This window comes from Streptomyces sp. NPDC059851, assembly GCF_042732005.1.
Taxonomy (GTDB): Bacteria; Actinomycetota; Actinomycetes; order Streptomycetales; family Streptomycetaceae; genus Streptomyces.
Window position 1 is genome coordinate 1 of sequence record NZ_JBHWJJ010000159.1, and the last position, 17,588, is coordinate 17,588.

Genomic DNA, 17,588 nt, shown 5'->3' on the forward strand with positions numbered 1-17,588 from the left:
CCGCCGGCGGCCGGGGGGGGCGCGCCCCGGCGCCCCGCCACGCCCCCCCGCCCCCCCCCCGGCCCGCCCGGGGGGCCCCCCCCCCCCCCGGGGGGGGGGGGGGCCCCCCACCGCCGTGCGCCTGCGCGTCAGTCCCACCCGGTACGGCGTCTGCTGCGCGGCGCCGATCTCGGCGCCGCGTACCGCACAGGGAGTGCGTGCCGGAGCCGGCCGCCGGCGAGTGGGCACCGCGTTCGCCGAGGCCGCGTTCCGGGCCGACGAGGCGGTGGTGGCGCTGCTCCGCCGGGTCGGGGCGCGCATGCCCCTGGGCACTCGTGACGAACGCGACGGAGGAGCTGGAGGCGGACTTCTTTCGACGGCGTAGACGTTCCTTTTAGCCACCTCCCGCTCCGGGAGCTGATGTTCGGGCTCGCGACGGCCGGGACTACGGCGTCGCTCTCAGTTCGATCGATTGGACCAGTGCACTCCCGTCTGGAGAGGAAATAACCAACTGGGTATTGCCGACTATGGCGTCTCTAAGTTGAGAAACCCAAATGCTTTGACGGATTCGAGTGAAGGCCGAGGCGTCGTCCAGGCCTGGAAACCACAGCACGAAAACCTCGTCACGGCCATCCAATCGCCTGATTCGAGTAAAGGCGTAATCTTCGCCCACCAGCAGACATCTCACGTTTCCGGTCGTAGTCGGCATGATCCTCATGTCCTCTCCCGGTGGCCCCGTTAGACCTCCTGGAACCCTTCAGGAAGCCCACGATTCGATGGAAATCACCAGGCGCACGTCCTTTGAATCTCAAGGATTCAGTGCAGCAGTGCGGCGGTGATGGCGACGAAGTCATGCATTCGAACGCCGCGTTCCAGGTTAATGTCAAGTGCGGCCAGCACAAACGCGATCTGGTTACATATGATATGGCTGTCGGCGCCAGCAAAGACAAGCCCGATGATGCGGTTAGACTCATCCACGACCAAGCTGCCTGAGTCGCCACGGTCCCCAATGCCGAGGCCTCCCACAGCAATCTGGTCAAGGAAGGAGAAGTGTCCAACGTCTGTTATCTCGACAGTGACATCTGCGTCGATCGCGGTTACAAGCCCGCTCGTTACCCCGGTGCTGCGACCCGATTTTCTCACGGTTGACCCAATAACCGGGAACCCAAGGCCAGAGATCGGCGCCAGCCCGAGCAGCTCGGGCAAGAGGAATCGAGCTCCTGTCAGGCGAGCAACAGCGGCATCCACCCGGTCGGTGAATGCCGTTCGGTGTAGTCGGGCCACCACATCTCCGGATGTAACCGTTTGTTTGTCCTCGTCCCCGGGCTGGGTGGCTAGATCATCGGCTTGGCATGTCGTGCGTCGGCAGAGTACGTGCCAGTTGCTGAGGATCATGTCTTCGCCATTAGCGTTATCGAAGAAGGCTCCGCCGAGAGTTCCGGCGTTTCTGGGCTCTGACTCGCCAGGCGGTCTGTGGCCGATGCTGATCCCGCCGACTAGGGGATCATGTCTTTTGTGGTGGTCTTGCGCGTCCAAGGACATGAACTCGGCTTCAATGACGTCAACTGGGATCCCCTCGATCTCGGCGGGAAGTCTGTCCTCGGTGCGCAGCTGGGTATCAGGGATCTTGCGGCGAACGTAAACAATGACGGCTATCTGGCCTGTAGGCCGGCCCCCGGTTTCTTTCAGTCCGACGCCGATTCCGGTCACGTTCGGGTATGAGCGAAGGCGATCGGCCGTCGCCTGCTTTACCTGGCGTGCTCGTGAGACCATGGCCTGATCGACTTCCCACTCACTCACCGAGATCCCTCCTCGCCAGGTTGGGTGGATGGTCGGGGGTCACGGCCCTGCCGTCAGCTCGACCGATTGGACGCTCCTCCTGCCAACCGGATGACTGATGGTGGCCTGAAGGCCCTTCAGCATGGCAGCCCGGAGTTGAGAGACCCACATGCTGTAGTGGATGCTGTCAAAAGCCGATACTTCGTCTTCCCTGAAGCCCCACAACACGAAACGCTTTACCGTGCCGGTCGTCGTTTCTGTGATATCGGTGAAAGCCTGACCGTCACTCGCTATCAGGTTTGTCACGCTTCCGGTCGTCAGAGCCATGGCCCTCATTCCCTTCCTGCTGGCTCTCCCGGGCGGTCAGCCGTTCGGCCAGGTACCGCGCGACGCGCAGGTCGCCGATCACTCGCATCTTCCCCTGCCCAAATGCGTCCAGCGGGGCCAGCTCGCCCCGGGTGATACGCCGCCAGGTCTCCTCCCCCAGCAGGAGCTCGAGATCGGGACCGTGCACGAATCCGGGAATGACCTTGGCGCCCTCCGGTCCGATTTCCAAAGACCAGGAACGGACTTCAGCGCCACTCGTGATCCCGAAGTGGACCCGAGCGTGGTGCGGAGAGTCATCGACTAGCCGGCCCAGTCGCTGAAACGACCGGTCAAGGTCCATCTCGTCCTCGGCGGCCAGCGTGGTCCAGGGAACACCACAGGCCAGCAGGAAGTCGTGGCCCTGGAACCGAACAGGTGTAGACGCAGGTACGAGATTGTCCTGGGCCATGCCGTCCTCCCTATCACCAACGAAGGTACGGGGTAGCGGAGTCTGATGGTCACACCCGGCGGCAACGCACATTCCATTGCATCCGAGTCCGGCTCGTCTCGCCAGTCAGGGACTTCTGAGGTTGAATGGCTGGGGCCCTGCCCCGCGAGACGCCTGGCCCATCGCCAAAGGCACGTTTGGCGGCTTGAGCGACGTTAGCCGTCGAGGAACCATTCACGAGCAGCTGGCCACGCCGACCTCAGCTCGGTGCTGGACTTCCTGCCGCCCGGCTGACGTTGCGGGCGCAAGCGGGCGCGGCCCGCTGCTCGTGTCCCCCGGTGGACCCCCGACGGGACCGCGGTACCGCGTGGCCCCAGCCCCGGCCGGATCGGCTCCCGCCGCGCAGTCTTCGGCCGGGCGGCGCGCGGTCAGTGGGCCTCGGCCGTGTGCCGGCGGCACTCGGCCAGGACCTGCGCGACCTGCGCCGCCGTCCCGGGGTCAGCGGGCGGGGGCAGGAGCGCGCCCGCAGCGGCCAATGTCCCCCAGAACGTGGCGGCGTTGCCCCGGGGTTGCCGGACGGGCTGCCGGGCGAGCAGCAGGAACGCCGCGGTGAGCTCGCCCTTGACGAAGCGCCGGGACAGGCCGTGCGCGACCCCGCTGCTGATCCCGCCCAAGGCCGCCCCCGCAGTCTTCAGCAGCCCCAGCACCTCCTGCTCGTGCCCGTCCAGCGTCCGGGGCACGTCGAACACCCCGAGCAGCTCCAGCAGTTCGCCGACCGACTCCTCCTCGTCCGGCCCGTACTCGGCGAAGAGCGCCTCGGCCACCCGGCCGAGCCGTTCCCGTACCCGCGCGTCCGGTACACCGAGCGCCCGGCAGACGGCCCACACCGCGGCGGGCCGGTCGCCACTGCGCAGCGCCAGTCCGGCGAACACGCCGACGGGGCCCTGCCCCTCCGCCAGCAGGCGACGGGCCTGCGCCACCGTGTCCGCGTCGGGGCAGGCCGGGCGGCCCGCGGCATCGGTCGTACCTGTTCCTGCGATCCCGGCCATGTTCCCCCCGGTCGTGTAAGGCGCCCGTCGCGCCCCGTGTTCAGCGCCCGCGCGGAGTCGTGAGACTACTGGGCGTCCCCGGCAGCGCCGACGTCTCCACCGGTGTGGGTACCAGCACCGGTACCGGCCGGCACCGGGCCCTGCCACAGCATCAGGTTGCTCATCAGCTCGGCCTGTTCGACGGCGTCGTCGAGGGCGTGGTGGGTGTGGCGGCGGCGGGAGCGGAGCTCGGCCGGCATCCGGCCCTTGACGGCGGCACGCAGCGGGACCCGCGCCTTCGCCGCGTACAGGGTCTTCATGTCGAGACAGCCGGAGTGTCCGAAGGGGCTGTCACCGCCGAACCGCATCAGGTACCAGTACAGGAAGGTCCAGTCGAAGGAGGCGGGGTAGCCGCACATCACCGGCTGCGCCCCGGCAGCCTCGGCCACCTTGCGCACCCAGGTCCGGAACTCGGCCATGGCCGTGCCCGGGTCGGTGCCCTCGCGCAGCAGCCTGTTCCGGTCCAGCCCGCTGACGGCGAGGGCCTCGGGGTCGTACTGGTCGCTGATCGGGCGCAGTTCGCGGTAGAAGGTCTGCTGTTCGGGGTCGGCGGCCGTGTACGTGGCGCCGTCCTGCCGCCCGGCGACGGCGGCACCGAAGCTGATCATGGAGTAGGGGCCGGGGATCGGGCCGTCGGCCTCGATGTCGACGGAGATGTAAATGCTGGGACGTGCGGTACGGGCTGCCATGCGCCGAGCATGCCAGCCCGTACCGCGGACGATCATCTGGATTTCCTCGGCCCTACGGGACCGGGGTGAGGTACATGCCGGTCTGGTCCGCGCCGGCGGTGTTCTTGCAGCCGATGCTGGAGGCGGCGCCCTGGCCCACGGCCAGCGCCAGGCAGCGGCCCAGCGCCAGGTGACCGAAGTGGTTGGGGTGCATGGACTCCTGGATCAGGCCCTGCGTCTCGCTGCTGTCGATCCAGCGCGCCCACTCGCTCGTCTTCGCCGACGCCGGCGTGGTGGTGGTGACCTGCTTGCTGGCCTTGGCGCACACCTCGCGGCCCTGCATCATGTCCCGCAGGTCGAGGAACTGCACGCCCTTCTCCGCTGCGACCGCCTTGAGGCGGTTCGCGATCTGCGGGACGAGGGAATCCCGCGCCCAGTCGGAGTCCCGGTTCCAGAACGGGCAGCCGCCGGTGTTCAGGCGGCTCCAGTCGCTCTGGGTGTACCGGTTCTCGGCCCCGCGCGGGATCGGCGACGGGTAGGACTGCAGCACGATCCGGTACGCGGAGTCGCCGTAGCCGGCGGCGCGCATCACGGCGCGGATCTCGTCCACTGACTTGCCGACGTTCGCCATGACGCCGTCGATCTTCTGGTCGACGCCGTACTGCTGGTCGTCGTAGCAGTACGAGTTCCAGATGATGAAGTCGTACGCGCACTCCTTGATGATGTCGGCGAAGCCCAGGTCGTTGCCGCCGATGGACAGGGCGATGACCTTGACGTCGTGGCTCGCGGCGACGGCGGCGAGCTGGTCGGCCTGCGGGGCCTCGCCCCTGAAGGGGACGCCGCCGTTGACGGAGCGGAAGACGTTCTGGGAGGTGGCACCCGAACAGGCCAGGTTGACGGCCACGTCGGCGATCGCCCCGGCGCTCTTGACCTCGGCGGAGTCGGAGCGGTGGCATCCGCCCGCGGTGGCGCCGTACACCTTCGACGGGTCGTAGACGCTGCCGCTGACCCAGGCCCGGTCGGTGCCGGTCCGGTTGCCCGAGTTGGTGAGGCTGTTGCCCTTCCAGCGCCCGGCCTCGCCGGAGATGTAGCTGTCGCCCATGGCCACCACGGCGGTGGGCCCGGTCCCGGGGGCGGCGGCCGCGGTCCCGGCCGGGACGGCGACCAGTGCACCGGCGGCGAGCGGCAGGGCCAGCCCGGCCCCGGCCAGTCGTCGCACCCGACGGCGTGTCCTGTCCTTGCTGGCATAGCGGAATCCGGTCACGACGGAACTCCTGCGGTAGGCCATGCCGGAGCCGGAGCGGGAGAGAACTCCGGGGCATGGCTGGGGAAGTGGGGGACACCGCCGGCCGGTGGCACGGGAAAGGTGACACGCCCCGCCTTGTTACCGCTAGGTAGCCGCAGATTACGATGAAGTAACGACCGACCGGTCGTTCGGCCGCCCGAGTTCCGGTTCGCCCGGCCCGTCATTCCCCGCGCGCCGCCCCGCCGCGCCCGGTACGGTCACCCGACCGGAACAGGAGACACGGGGAGTGGGGGCGGTGCGGAGGCGGTACGACCAACGGGTGCTCACCCTGGTCGAAGTGCTTGGCCAGGCAGAGGACTTCGAGCAGGCCAGAGCGGAGTTCGGGATGCGGGGACGGCCCGTCGTGGCCTAGTTCGGCCGGGGCGGGGGACCGTCCGCCGGAGTCCTCGCCGCCGGTTCCGGAGCACGCCTGTTCTGCGTCGAGGTCCGGTTTCTTCGGCGCACGCAACCGCCGTACCGAGCGGGCGGCGGGCTGGCGGATCAGTCAGCTCGCGAAGACGGCCGTGCTCGAAACGTACGCACGCCGCACCGAGCTGGTGGACGCCGACCCGGGAGCAAGTGGAGGAGCACCGCTCCCACACCACCGCCCACCGGCCGGGTCCACGGCGCGCGCGGGCCCTGGAACGCTGGGGTCGCTACGACACGGGATCCCTCGCATTCGGCACGCCTCCGAGGCGCGGCGGCTGGCTCGGACGTTCGGCTGGCTGCTCGGGACGGCGTTCACCGTGGGCTGCTTCCGGCAGGCGCAGGGCCCGCTGCGCCGGCCGTTCCTGTTGATCGGCTGCGGCTGCGGCTGTCTCGTCGGCGCGCTGGTGTGTGCGGCCCCGGGCACCGCGGCACGGCGGGCTGCTGCTGCGCGCACCGCCGGCGCGGGAGCCGTGTTCCGGCGGCGGGCCGAGGGGGCGGCGCACCTGCGCGGGCTGGTCGGCGGGCTCGTCGCCGCCGCGGTCTTCCTCTGCCTGGTCCACGGGGTACCGGGGGTCCCCGTGGACGCCGTTGCAGATGCTGGTCACCGCCGCGGTCACGGTGACCGTGGTCGGCATCTGGCTGCTGATGCGTCAATGGACCACGCGGACCGAGTGGCTGACGGCCACCGTCCCGCTCGCGGTGACCCTGGTGACCGGCCTGGTCGTCGCCTCCGGTTCCGTCCTCCACGGGCTGTGCGCGGACGGCCTCGACCTCACTCCGGACGGGCTGGACGTCCCCGGCCGCGGCAGGTCGCGGCCGGGACGAAGCTGGCCTCCTACCTCGGCGTGGGCCTGTTGCAGCCGGCGCTGCGGGGGATCGCCAAGCACGTCCACTTCCCCTTCACCAGGCCCGGCGAGCACCTCAACGTGGCGGTGTACGTCCTCCTCCACGTGGGGGTCGTCGCCCCGCTCGCGGGCCTCGCCCTCGACAACGCCGCGCGGGCCGTAGCCCGCACGCAACAGGCGACCGAGCAACGTCGCGCCGCGCCCTCCCACTTCGGGGCGGACCCCGAGTGGATGTGCGTCCAGCCGACCGTTCCCCTGGCGGTGCTCATGCCGCGGGAGGCCTGCTGGATCCCGGCCGGCCGTACCTGTTCTTCGGCGTCGCCGACGAGACGGCGCTGCTGTGGAAAACCGGGACGGACGCACCGCTGAAGGAGCCCGTCGGCCGGGTCCGGCTCGTCCCGGTGGAGGACCCGGCGCGGGACTGCCCGCCACCACCCGGCGGTTGACCGGTGGAAGCGGGCGGTGCACCGGCTGGACGCAAGCGGCCCCGGGCCCTTGCGGGCCGGGGCCGGTTCCCGGTGCTGCCGGTGTGCGGTCAGCCGACCAGGCGTTCGTATGCCGGGAGGGTGAGGAAGTCCGCGTAGTCGGCGTCCAGGGACACCTGGAGGAAGAGGTCGTGGGCCTCCTGCCACTTGCCGGCCGCGAAGGCCTCGTCGCCCACCTCGGCGCGGATGGCGGCCAGTTCCTCGGCGGCGATCCTGCGGGTGAGCTCGGCGGTGGCGCGCTCGCCGTTCTCGAAGACGACGCCGGCGTTGATCCACTGCCAGACCTGCGAGCGGGAGATCTCGGCCGTGGCCGCGTCCTCCATCAGGCCGAAGATGCCGACCGCGCCCAGGCCGCGCAGCCAGGCCTCGATGTAGCGGATGCCGACCTGGACGGCGCCCAGCAGGCCCTCGTACGTGGGCTTGGCGTCCAGCGAGTCGATGGCGATGAGCTCGCCGGGGGCCACCGAGACGTCCTCGCGGAGGCGGTCCTTCTGGTTCGGCCTGTCGCCGAGGACGGCGTCGAAGGAGGCCATGGCGATGGGGACCAGGTCGGGGTGGGCGACCCAGGAGCCGTCGAAGCCGTCGTTCGCCTCGCGGTCCTTGTCGGCCTTGACCTTCTCGAACGCGATGCGGTTGGCCTCGGCGTCCTTGCGGGACGGGATGAAGGCCGCCATGCCGCCGATGGCGTGCGCGCCGCGCTTGTGGCAGGTGCGGACGAGCAGTTCGGTGTACGCGCGCATGAACGGGGCGGTCATCGTGACCGCGTTGCGGTCCGGCAGGACGAACTTCTCGCCGCCGTCACGGAAGTTCTTCACGATGGAGAACAGGTAGTCCCAGCGGCCCGCGTTCAGACCGGCGGCGTGGTCGCGCAGTTCGTAGAGGATCTCTTCCATCTCGTACGCGGCCGTGATGGTCTCGATCAGGACCGTCGCGCGGACCGTCCCCTGCGGGACGCCGACGTAGTCCTGCGCGAAGACGAAGATCTCGTTCCAGAGGCGCGCCTCCAGGTGGGACTCCGTCTTCGGCAGGTAGAAGTACGGGCCCTTGCCCAAGTCGATCAGACGCTGCGCGTTGTGGAAGAAGTACAGGCCGAAGTCCACCAGGGCGCCCGGCACCGGCCGGCCGTCGACCGTGACGTGGCGCTCCTCCAGGTGCCAGCCGCGCGGCCGCATCACGACGGTCGCGAGCTCCTCGGCGGGCCTCAGGGCGTACGCCTTGCCCGTCCGCGGATCGGTGAAGTCGATGCGGCGCTCGTAGGCGTCGATCAGGTTCAGCTGGCCGAGGACGACGTTCTCCCAGGTGGGGGCCGAGGCGTCCTCGAAGTCGGCGAGCCAGACCCGGGCGCCCGAGTTGAGGGCGTTGATGGTCATCTTGCGGTCGGTGGGACCGGTGATCTCCACACGGCGGTCGTTCAGGGCGGCCGGGGCCGGGGCGACCTGCCACTCGCCCTCACGGACCTGTGCGGTGTCCGGGAGGAAATCGAGGTGGGAGGTGCGGGCGATCTCGGCTCGGCGCTCGGCGCGGCGCGCGAGGAGCTCGTCCCGGCGGGGGGTGAACCGCCGGTGGAGCTCGGCCACGAAGGCGAGGGCCGCCCCGGTCAGGACCTCGTCCTGGCGGGGCAGGGGAGCGGCGTCGACGATGGCCGGCGATGACGGCGCTGGTGCGGACATATCTGTCACTCCTTCAGCGGCGGTGCCTGGCGGCCGCGGGGGAATGCTCGCGTGGGACGGCACGCAGTGCCGTCGGGGGTGGAGAGTTCCGGGATACGGTCGCGGGCGCCGTCTGGGGTTCAGGGCGCTTCTGACCAGTGGATAGTAATTTCCTTATGGTGGAAGTTCAATGGTTTGTTGATGTCGAGATTCTCCGAGTCGACACACTCCCAGCGGGCGTGGCCCTCAGTGCCACCCCGGTCACAGCCCGCTCAAGGCGGCCCTGCCCGCGCTCAGTCGAGTCGTGCGAGGTCGGGCGGGGTGTCGATGTCGAACGCCTCGGCGACGTCCCCGCACTCCACCAGCGTGAGCTCGTCCGCGTGCCGCGTCAGGTGCACTCGGGCGCCCTTGTCACCCGTCGCCGTGGCCGCGATGTCCGCCCAGCGGTCCGCCCCGAAGAGCACCGGGTGCCCGCGCTCCCCGCCGTACGCCGCCGCCACGAGGCTCGCCGGGGACCGGTACGCCGCGAGGACCCGGGCCACGGCCGCCGCCCCGATCCCCGGCTGGTCCACCAGCGAGACCAGGGCCGCGCCCGCCCCCGTACCGGCGAGCGAGGCGAGGCCGGCCCGCAGCGAGGAGCCCATGCCCTCCGCCCAGTCCGGGTTGTCGACGACCGTGCAGCCGCCGAGGTCCGCCCGCTCGCGCACCTCGGCGGCCGAGGCGCCGAGCACCACGTGCACCGGGCCGCAGCCCGCCTCGCGCAGCACCCGGACCGCGTTCTCGACGAGCGGGCGACCCCGGTAGGGGAGCAGGGCCTTGGGGCGGCCACCGAGGCGGCGGCCGCCACCGGCCGCCAGGAGGAGACCGGCGATCACCGGGCCGGAGGACCGTTCGGACGGAAGGGATCCGGACGGAGGGGATCCGGATGGACGGGAGTCGGAGTGGGCGGGGCGCCCGGGGAGACGGGGGAGGGAGCCCGAGGGGGAGTCGGCTGGCATGGCAGCGATTCTCGCCCCTGGACCGGGGCCGTGGTGTGCGGCGGCCGGGCGAGGGTGCGCCACAGGGTGCGTCGCAGCGAGGCGACCACGGCGCCCAGCCGCAGCGGTTCGCAGACCCGGTCCTCGACGGCGGCCGCCAGCGCGCGCTCGTCCCGGTCCGTGAGGGGCGCCGTCGGGGCGGCCTGCGCGGCGAGCGGGTTCCGGGCCGGGTTGCGGACGACGTGCATCGGGCGTCTCCTTGCCGATCGGGGGCCAATGCCGCGAGTCTGGACCCGTGATTGGCCTGGCAGGCAGAGCCAATCGGGGGAGGTTGGCATGGCAAACGGGCGAGTGGTCCGGACGGCGGACAGAACGATCGGCAGCCGCGCCCTCGCGGCGCTGCTCCCCGCCGAGGTGCGGGCCCGCCCCGGCTACCGGTCGCTCGCCGAAGCCGTACGCGCCCTGGTCCTCGACGGCCGCATACCCCTGCACGTACGCCTGCCCGCCGAACGCGAGCTCGCCGAGGCGCTGGGAGCCAGCCGGGCCACCGTCACCGCTGCCTACGACCTGCTGCGCGGGAGCGGCTACTGCCGCAGCCGGCGCGGCTCCGGCACCTGGACCGAACTGCCCGACGGCCACGGCCCCGTCGGCGCCCACCTGATGGACGCGACCGCAGGCCGCCGCACCCACCGGGAAGACGGCATCGACCTCGCCATCGCGGCCATGGGAGCCCCGCAGGAGAGCCTCGCCGAGGCCCTCTCCCGGGCGGCGACCCGGCTGCCCGCCCTCGCCCGCGACCCCGGCTACCACCCCTTCGGGCTGCCCGAGCTGCGCCGCGCCGTCGCCGACCGGTTCACCCGGCGCGGCCTGGCCACCCGCCCCGAGCAGATACTCGTCACCGCCGGCGCACAGCAGGCCTTCGTCCTGGTCGCGGGCCTGCTGTGCCACGCCGGCGACCGCGTGGTGACGGAGAACCCGACCTACGCGAACGTCCTCGACGCCCTGCGGCACGCCCGCCTGCGGACCGTGCCCCTCGCCGTCTCCGACGCGGGATGGGACATGGAGACCGCCGAATCCACGCTGCGCCAGACCGTGCCGCGGCTGGCGTACGCCATCCCGGACTTCCACAACCCGACGGGCGCGCTGATGCCGCCCGAGCAGCGGCTGCGGCTGCTGGCGGCGACCCGCCGGACCGGCACCTGGCTGGTGGTCGACGAGACCATCGCCGACATCGCGCTCGACGTCCCCGCCCCGCCGCCGCTGGCCTCGCTGGCGCCGCGCGGCACGGCGGACCACGTGGTGACGATCGGCTCGCTCAGCAAGACGCACTGGGGCGGGCTGCGGGTGGGCTGGATCCGGGCCCCGCAGAAGCTGGTCGCCGAACTGACCGCGGTGCGGGTGGCGGCCGACATGACCGGCTCGGCACTCGACCAGCTGGTCGCGCTGACGCTGCTGGAGGGGGAGGAGCGGACCCTGCCGGCCCGTCTCGCGCAGCTGCGGGACCGGCGCGAGACCCTCGTACGGGCGCTGCGGCGGCACACCCCCGAGTGGTCCTGGCGCGTTCCACCGGGCGGGCTGTCGCTCTGGGTGGACCTCGGCGCGCCGGTGAGTTCGGCGCTGGCGGAGCGGGCCGCCGCCGGCGGGGTGCACATCGGGCGCGGGGCCCGCTTCGGGGTGGACCCGGGCACCTTCGAGCACCGGATCAGGATCCCGTACACCCTCCCGGCGGACCGCCTGGAGGAGGGGGTCCGCCGCCTTGCCGCGGCCTTCCACGACGGCGCACCGCTGGCCCCGTCGGTGGAACGGCCCCACTGGGTGGCCTAGCCGGAGTCCGCCCGGGGGAGGGCGGTTACGGGGTGCGGATGAGACGGCGGGTGGCGGCCGCGGCCACCGCCGCGGTACGGGAGTCCACGCCGAGCTTGGCGTAGACGTGCACCAGGTGGGACTTGACCGTCGCCTGGCTGAGGAAGAGCCGCTTGGAGATCTGCTGGTTCGACAGGCCGTCGGCCACCAGCTGGAGCACCTCCAGCTCCCGCTTCGTCAGCGCCTCCGCGGGCGTCCGCATCCGGTCCATCAGGCGCAGCGCCACCGCCGGGGCCAGCGCCGACTGGCCCGCCGCGGCGGTGCGCACGGCAGCCGCCAACTCCTCCGGCGGGGCGTCCTTGAGGAGGTAGCCCGAGGCGCCCGCCTCGACCGCCGCGAGGATGTCCGCGTCCGTGTCGTACGTGGTCAGCACCAGGACCCGGGGCGCCCCGGGCCGGGCGGTGATCTCCGCGGTCGCCGCCGAGCCGTGCATGCCCGCGCCGAACTGGAGGTCCATCAGGACGACGTCCGCCTGCCCGGTGCCGGCCAGCTCCACCGCCCGCTCGGCGGTCGCCGCCTCCGCGACCACCGTGAAGTCCGGTTCCGTGTCCAGCACTGCGCGCAGCCCGGCCCGCACCACCGGGTGGTCGTCGGCCAGCAGCAGTCGGATCGTCATCAGCAGGCCTCCAGGTGTTCCGCGGTGTCAGCGGTGTCCGCGGTGCGGGGGGTGTCCGCACGGGCTCCGGCGTCCGCGGCGTCCGCGGGCAGCGGCAGGGTGACGGCCACGGCGGTGCCCTGGCCCGGCGCGGACTCCACGGTGAACAACCCGCCCAGCGTCTCGGCCCGCGCCCGCATCGCCGGCAGCCCGAAGCCGCCTTCGCCGGAGGGCGCGCTGGCCGGGTCGAAGCCGCCCCCGTCGTCAACGACGTCCAGCGTGACGGACGCGTCCATGAAGGTGAGGGTGATCTCGGCCCGCCCGGCCCCGGCGTGGCGCACCACATTGGCCAGGGCCGATTGCGCGATCCGCAGCAGGGCCACCTCGTACGGGGTGGGCAGCTCCCGCGGCCTGCCGCTGACCGAGAACCGGGCCTGCGGCGCCGATGCGCACAACCGCTCCAGGGCGGCGGCCAGCGAGCCGTGCTCCAGGTCCGGCGGGGTCAGCGCCCGGACGAACCGGCGCGCCTCGGCGAGGTTGTCCTGGGCGGCCTCCCGGGCCCGGCCGATGTGCTCCAGCGCCGGCGCCACGCGCGGATCGCGCTCGGGCAGCGCCCGCTCGGCGGCCCGCAGCAGCAGTTGGATGGAGGACAGCCCCTGGGCGAGGGTGTCGTGGATCTCCCGGGCCAGTCGCTCCCGCTCCGCCGTGGTCCCGGCGTCGCGCTCGGCGGCGGCCAGCTCGGCCCGGGTGGCGATGAGCTCCTCGATCAGCTCGCGGCGGCGTTCGCTCTCCCGGTACAGCGCCTGGTAGCCGAGGACGGTCGCGACGGCCACGGCGGCGCCGAGCAGCGGCCCGAGGAAGGCGCCCGGGGTCACGGTGCCGCTGTGGCCGAGGAACGCGGCGATGGCCGCGCAGGCGGTGACGGCCACGGCCGCGACGCCCCAGCGCAGCCGCAGGAGGTGCAGCTCCAGGAAGTACAGCGGGAACGCGATCCACAACCCGTCCGGGGACAGCACCAGCAGCCCCGCCCACACCGCGCCGAGCGCCGCGAGCCACAGCGCCGCGGCCGCGGTCGATCCGCGGACGGCGGGGGAGCGGGTGCCGGCCCCGTACACCGCGGCGAGTGCGGCGCAGACGGTGACCACCGCGTCCGCCGAGGGAACGGAATGGGCGACTGCCCGCCCCGCGGCGAGCACGAGCAGGGCCACCAGCAAGGCGTGCAGGCACAGCCGCAGGACGCGGGAGACGGGAGTGACGCGGGAAACGCGGGAGGCAGGGGTGACGCCGGAGGTGCGGGTGTGGGTGCGGGTGCGGGGGCGGGAAGGTGACGCGGTCATGGCCCGACCAGCGTAAGCGGGTCCCGGGCGGTGCCGGTCAATCGAAAGTTTGATGTCGGGATGCGTCCTTCGATACGAGGATCGCTCCCGTGGCGCGATGCCCGGCGGGCACGCGGGAGACCAGGGTGGGGGGCATGTTCGTCGCTTGGAGAGATCTACGGTTCGCGAAGGGCCGCTTCGCACTCATGGGCTCGGTGGTCCTGCTGATCACCCTGCTGGTAGGCCTGTTGTCCGGCCTCACCTCCGGCCTGGCCCGGGAGAACATCTCGGCCGTCACCGGCCTGCCCGCCACCCACCTGGCCTTCGCCGAGCCGCCCGGGGACCAGAAGGTGTCGTTCACCAACTCCCAGGTCTCCGAGAAGGCCTGGCAGACCTGGCGGACGCAGCCCGGGGTGAGGTCGGCGCAGCCGCTCGGCATCCGCACCACCCAGGCCGCCGCCGGCGAGCGCACCGCCGCCGTATCCGTCTTCGGCGTGGACCCCGCCGGCCCGCTCGCGCCACCCGCTGCCGCAGGCCCCGGCCAGGGCCGGGTGGTCCTCGCGGAGAAGGCCGCGAAGGAGCTCGGGGGCCTCACGGCCGGCTCCCGGCTGAAGATCGGCCCGCTGGAGCTGGCCGTGGCCGCGGTCTCCGGGACCGCCGCCTACAGCCACACCCCGGTCGTCTGGATGGACCTGAACGACTGGCAGCGCATCGGCAACCCCGGAGCCTCCCCCGACACCGCGGCGACCGTCGTCGCCCTGGACGCGCCCGACGCGTCCGGTGCGGCCCTCGCCGCCGGCGACGGGGCCGCCGGCACCCGGGCGCAGACCGTCGAGGAGGCCCTCGGCGCCATAGGGTCGTACCAGGCCGAGAACGGCTCGCTGCAGCTGATGCGGGGCTTCCTCTTCGCCATCTCCGCCCTCGTCATAGGGGCCTTCTTCACCGTGTGGACCATCCAGCGGGCCGGTGACATCGCCGTCCTGAAGGCGCTGGGCGCCTCCACCCCCTACCTGCTGCGGGACGCCCTCGGCCAGGCCGTGGTCATGCTGGCGATCGGCACCGGGCTCGGCACCGCGCTCGCGGCCTGCACCGGCGCGCTGATCAGCGGCGGCGACGTGCCCTTCGTCCTCGACGCCGCGACCGTCCTGGGACCCGCCGCGATCATGATCGTGCTCGGTGCGCTGGGCGCCGCCCTGTCCATCCGACGGATCACCGCCGTCGACCCCCTGACCGCGCTCGGGAGCGCCCGATGACCCTCCTCGTCCACCACGCCACGCTCACCTACCCGGACGGCGAGAGCCGGCTGACCGCACTCGACGAGGTCTGCCTGGAGGTGGCCGCGGGCACGCTGACGGCCGTGGTCGGGCCCTCCGGGTCCGGGAAGTCCAGCCTGCTCGCGGTCGCCGCCACCCTGGTCACCCCCGACTCGGGCCGGGTGGAGGTGGCCGGGCAGGACACGACCGTGCTCTCTCCGGCGGAGAAGGCGGCCCTGCGCCGCGAGAAGATCGGCATCGTCTTCCAGCAGCCCAACCTGTTGGCCTCGCTCACCGCGGCCGAACAGCTCCAGGTCATGGCGCACCTGTCCGGCCGCCCCTCGAAGGTCCTGCGCCGCCGGGCGCTGGAGCTGCTGGACGCCGTCGGCATGGCCGACAAGGCGGACAAGCGCCCGCACCAGTTGTCCGGGGGCCAGCGCCAGCGCGTGAACATCGCGCGCGCCCTCATGAACGAGCCCGCGGTGCTGCTGGTCGACGAGCCCACCAGCGCCCTGGACCACGAGCGCGGCGCGGCCGTCCTCGACCTGCTGGTCACGCTCACCCGGGAGCGTTCCACGGCGACGGTGCTGGTCACCCACGACCGGGCCCACCTGGAGCGGATGGACCGCACGGCGACGATGACGGACGGCCGCCTCACCGAGGCCCGCGCGGTCACGGACACGGCCGTCGGTTCCACGGCCGGTTCGACGGTCGGTTCCGCGGCCGGGTGGACGGCCGGTTCCGCGGTCGCTCAGCCTGCGGGGCGTGCCGACGGCGCGAGGTAGGCGCGCCAGGGGCGCCCGTCGGGGAGGGCGGGCAGCGGGTGCGGCCGCCAGCCGCCGGCCCAGCGCGGCGGAGCAGCGCCGTCCGCCACCAGCACCGCTACGGGCGTGCGGGCCGCGAGGGCGGTGAGGCCCGCGGCGCTGATGCTGCCGTCGTGGCCGCCGTACACCTGGCGCGAGGCGCATCCCGCGCGGAACGCCACCCGGACCGCCTCCTCGCCGCTGACGACGCACGGCGGCCGTACGCCCTGGCGGTGCAGCTCGGCCACCACGGCGGTGAGGGCCGTCCGCATGTCCCGGCTGCGGGCCGCCACCGTGGCCGTGAGCAGCAGCTGGAGCGCGAGGTGCGCGGCCAGCGCCAAGCAGAGGGCGGTGCGGGCGAACGGGTGTCCGCGGGACGCGCGCAACAGCCGGGCCAGGCAGAGCGCGGCGGGCAGCGCGAGGAGGGCGTACGCGGGCAGCAGGAAGCGCGGGGCGGCGTACCCGACCATCAGCAGGTAGGGCGCGGCCACGGACAGTCCGGCCGCGGTGGCGACCAGGACCGGCCGCAGCAGATCCGTGCCGCGGTACGCGGCGACCATCCCGCCCGCGACCAGCAGGGGCAGGGCGAGCCACCACAGCCCGGTGACCGGCTGACCCCACGGCCCCTCGCAGGGGCGGCACAGGGTTCGGCCGCCGAGGGCGCGCAGGTGGTCCCAGAAGGCGGGGTGCCAGCCGAGACCGCCTTGGATCTCGTCCGCCCGGTGCAGCCGGGCCAGGACGCCGCCGTACCTCAGGTGCGCCTCCGCCAGCCACTGCGCCGACCCGGCGAGGGCGCCCGCCACGAGCACGGCGGGCAGGGCGGGCCGCCGCCAGGCGGGAACGGCCGCCGCGGCCCAGGCCAGGGGCAGGACCAGCCAGAAGGCGTCGGCGGGACGCATCAGCGCGGCGAGCGCCACCGCGGCACCCGTCCCGGCGAGGGCCAGGCGGTCCGAGCGGTCGGCGGCGGCGCGCAGGAAACAGCCGACGGTGATCAGCGCCGCGAAGGCCACCCACAGGTTGGGCATGGCCTGCGGCCCGTACGTCAGGGTGGGCCACAGGCCGGTGAACAGCAGTCCGGCGAGGGCGAGCACGGGAACGGGCAGCAGCCGGCGCCACACCCACAGCGCGAGCAGCAGGGCGGCCGCCGACAGCAGCGCGAGGAAGATCCTCAACACCAGGACCGAGGAGGTGAGGGCGGCCACGGGCGCGACGAGGTAGGTGATCCCGCGGGCGCGCGGGGCGCTGAAGAAGGCCGCGGGGGCGTCTCGGGCGACCTGGCTGACGTACACGGTCTCGTCCCAGCCGAAGCCGGTGCCGGGCACGACGAGGAGCAACTGGGCCAGGGCGTAGGCGGCGGCGACGGGTACCAGCCGGGCGAGGTCGCGCCGGCGCGCCGCCGGGTCCGCGGGCAGAGGGCGCAGGGAGTACCCCGGCAGGGGGGCCGTGAGGGAGTCGCGGGCCATGGGCGGGACCTCGGGGACCTCGGGGAGACGCGGACAGGTGCGCACCACGCTGCACCGCACGGCCCACCCGCGCCACACGAGCACCACCCCCGGCCCGACCGGACCCCGGATGTGCCCGGCCCCACGCCCGCCGTCCCCTGCGGGATCCGCCCCGCCTCCACGCCGGCGGGCGCTCCCGCCCGCGGCCGATCGCCCACTGGTCCGCCCGGGGGACGCGGGCGCGGCTCGATGCCGCCCGCCGCTCCCGCCCTGGATGCCGGCCGCCGCGCCGGCGCGGATGCCCCTGGCCCGCGGGACCGCCCGCGGGACCGCCGGCCGGACCGCCCGCGGGACCGCCGGCCGGACCGCCCGCCGGAC

The 17,588-nt window shown here is 73.0% G+C and carries 16 protein-coding genes; 4 read left to right on the top strand and 12 right to left on the bottom strand.

Annotation, left to right across the window (positions count from 1 at the left end; genetic code table 11):
• Window positions 1-795 precede the first annotated feature (795 nt).
• From ACFV7Q_RS33965 to ACFV7Q_RS33990, 6 genes are all read right to left on the bottom strand, one after another.
• A complete protein-coding gene (locus ACFV7Q_RS33965; RefSeq protein WP_385434593.1) occupies window positions 796-1,779 on the bottom strand; it encodes a hypothetical protein in 984 nt (327 codons plus the stop codon).
• Window positions 1,780-1,818: 39 nt separating this feature from the next.
• On the bottom strand, window positions 1,819-2,064 hold the full coding sequence (locus ACFV7Q_RS33970) for a hypothetical protein (protein WP_385434595.1): 246 nt from the start codon (window positions 2,062-2,064) through the stop codon (window positions 1,819-1,821).
• Window positions 2,042-2,533 carry an SCP2 sterol-binding domain-containing protein gene (locus ACFV7Q_RS33975; RefSeq protein WP_385434597.1) on the bottom strand — a complete coding sequence of 164 codons (492 nt, stop codon included), beginning with the start codon at window positions 2,531-2,533 and terminating at the stop codon, window positions 2,042-2,044. Before ACFV7Q_RS33975 ends, ACFV7Q_RS33970 begins: the two co-directional genes overlap by 23 nt.
• A 407-nt stretch (window positions 2,534-2,940) precedes the next feature.
• A complete protein-coding gene (locus ACFV7Q_RS33980) occupies window positions 2,941-3,561 on the bottom strand; it encodes a hypothetical protein (RefSeq protein ID WP_385434599.1) in 621 nt (206 codons plus the stop codon).
• A gap of 65 nt (window positions 3,562-3,626) precedes the next feature.
• Window positions 3,627-4,289: a 3'-5' exoribonuclease domain-containing protein gene (locus tag ACFV7Q_RS33985; RefSeq protein ID WP_385434601.1), complete on the bottom strand. Its 663-nt coding sequence runs from the start codon at window positions 4,287-4,289 to the stop codon at window positions 3,627-3,629.
• 52 nt (window positions 4,290-4,341) lie between these two features.
• On the bottom strand, window positions 4,342-5,532 hold the full coding sequence (locus tag ACFV7Q_RS33990) for a GDSL-type esterase/lipase family protein (protein ID WP_385434603.1): 1,191 nt from the start codon (window positions 5,530-5,532) through the stop codon (window positions 4,342-4,344).
• Window positions 5,533-6,827: 1,295 nt separating this feature from the next.
• Here ACFV7Q_RS33990 and ACFV7Q_RS33995 point away from each other — a divergent pair.
• On the top strand, window positions 6,828-7,196 hold the full coding sequence (locus ACFV7Q_RS33995) for a hypothetical protein (protein WP_385434606.1): 369 nt from the start codon (window positions 6,828-6,830) through the stop codon (window positions 7,194-7,196).
• Window positions 7,197-7,362: 166 nt separating this feature from the next.
• Here ACFV7Q_RS33995 and aceB read toward each other — a convergent pair whose 3' ends face one another.
• The 3 genes from aceB to ACFV7Q_RS34010 form a co-directional block, all read right to left on the bottom strand.
• Window positions 7,363-8,982: a malate synthase A gene (aceB, locus tag ACFV7Q_RS34000; RefSeq protein WP_385434608.1), complete on the bottom strand. Its 1,620-nt coding sequence runs from the start codon at window positions 8,980-8,982 to the stop codon at window positions 7,363-7,365.
• Between the two features lie 272 nt (window positions 8,983-9,254).
• A complete protein-coding gene (locus tag ACFV7Q_RS34005) occupies window positions 9,255-9,836 on the bottom strand; it encodes an NTP transferase domain-containing protein (RefSeq protein ID WP_385434610.1) in 582 nt (193 codons plus the stop codon).
• A complete protein-coding gene (locus ACFV7Q_RS34010; RefSeq protein ID WP_385434612.1) occupies window positions 9,833-10,186 on the bottom strand; it encodes a hypothetical protein in 354 nt (117 codons plus the stop codon). Before ACFV7Q_RS34010 ends, ACFV7Q_RS34005 begins: the two co-directional genes overlap by 4 nt.
• Before the next feature lie 88 nt (window positions 10,187-10,274).
• On the opposite strand from ACFV7Q_RS34010, the gene ACFV7Q_RS34015 reads away from it, so the two are divergent.
• Window positions 10,275-11,762, top strand: a complete 1,488-nt coding sequence (locus tag ACFV7Q_RS34015) for a PLP-dependent aminotransferase family protein (protein WP_385434614.1) — start codon at window positions 10,275-10,277, stop codon at window positions 11,760-11,762.
• A 25-nt stretch (window positions 11,763-11,787) separates the two neighbouring features.
• On the opposite strand, the gene ACFV7Q_RS34020 is transcribed toward ACFV7Q_RS34015, so the two are convergent.
• Both ACFV7Q_RS34020 and ACFV7Q_RS34025 read right to left on the bottom strand, forming a co-directional pair.
• Complete coding sequence (locus tag ACFV7Q_RS34020; RefSeq protein ID WP_385434616.1) at window positions 11,788-12,417, bottom strand: response regulator; 630 nt, start codon at window positions 12,415-12,417, stop codon at window positions 11,788-11,790.
• The gene (locus ACFV7Q_RS34025; RefSeq protein ID WP_385434618.1) at window positions 12,417-13,733 is read right to left on the bottom strand and encodes a sensor histidine kinase; all 1,317 of its coding nucleotides are present in this window, start codon (window positions 13,731-13,733) and stop codon (window positions 12,417-12,419) included. Before ACFV7Q_RS34025 ends, ACFV7Q_RS34020 begins: the two co-directional genes overlap by 1 nt.
• Window positions 13,734-13,867: 134 nt before the next feature.
• On the opposite strand from ACFV7Q_RS34025, the gene ACFV7Q_RS34030 reads away from it, so the two are divergent.
• Both ACFV7Q_RS34030 and ACFV7Q_RS34035 read left to right on the top strand, forming a co-directional pair.
• Complete coding sequence (locus ACFV7Q_RS34030; protein ID WP_385434620.1) at window positions 13,868-14,965, top strand: ABC transporter permease; 1,098 nt, start codon at window positions 13,868-13,870, stop codon at window positions 14,963-14,965.
• A complete protein-coding gene (locus ACFV7Q_RS34035; RefSeq protein ID WP_385434622.1) occupies window positions 14,962-15,750 on the top strand; it encodes an ABC transporter ATP-binding protein in 789 nt (262 codons plus the stop codon). The genes ACFV7Q_RS34030 and ACFV7Q_RS34035 overlap by 4 nt, the downstream gene beginning before the upstream one ends.
• On the opposite strand, the gene ACFV7Q_RS34040 is transcribed toward ACFV7Q_RS34035, so the two are convergent.
• Window positions 15,717-17,231, bottom strand: coding sequence for a hypothetical protein (locus ACFV7Q_RS34040; RefSeq protein ID WP_385434624.1), 1,515 nt, complete (start codon window positions 17,229-17,231; stop codon window positions 15,717-15,719). The two genes, ACFV7Q_RS34035 and ACFV7Q_RS34040, sit on opposite strands and share 34 nt — an antisense overlap.
• Window positions 17,232-17,588 lie beyond the last annotated feature (357 nt).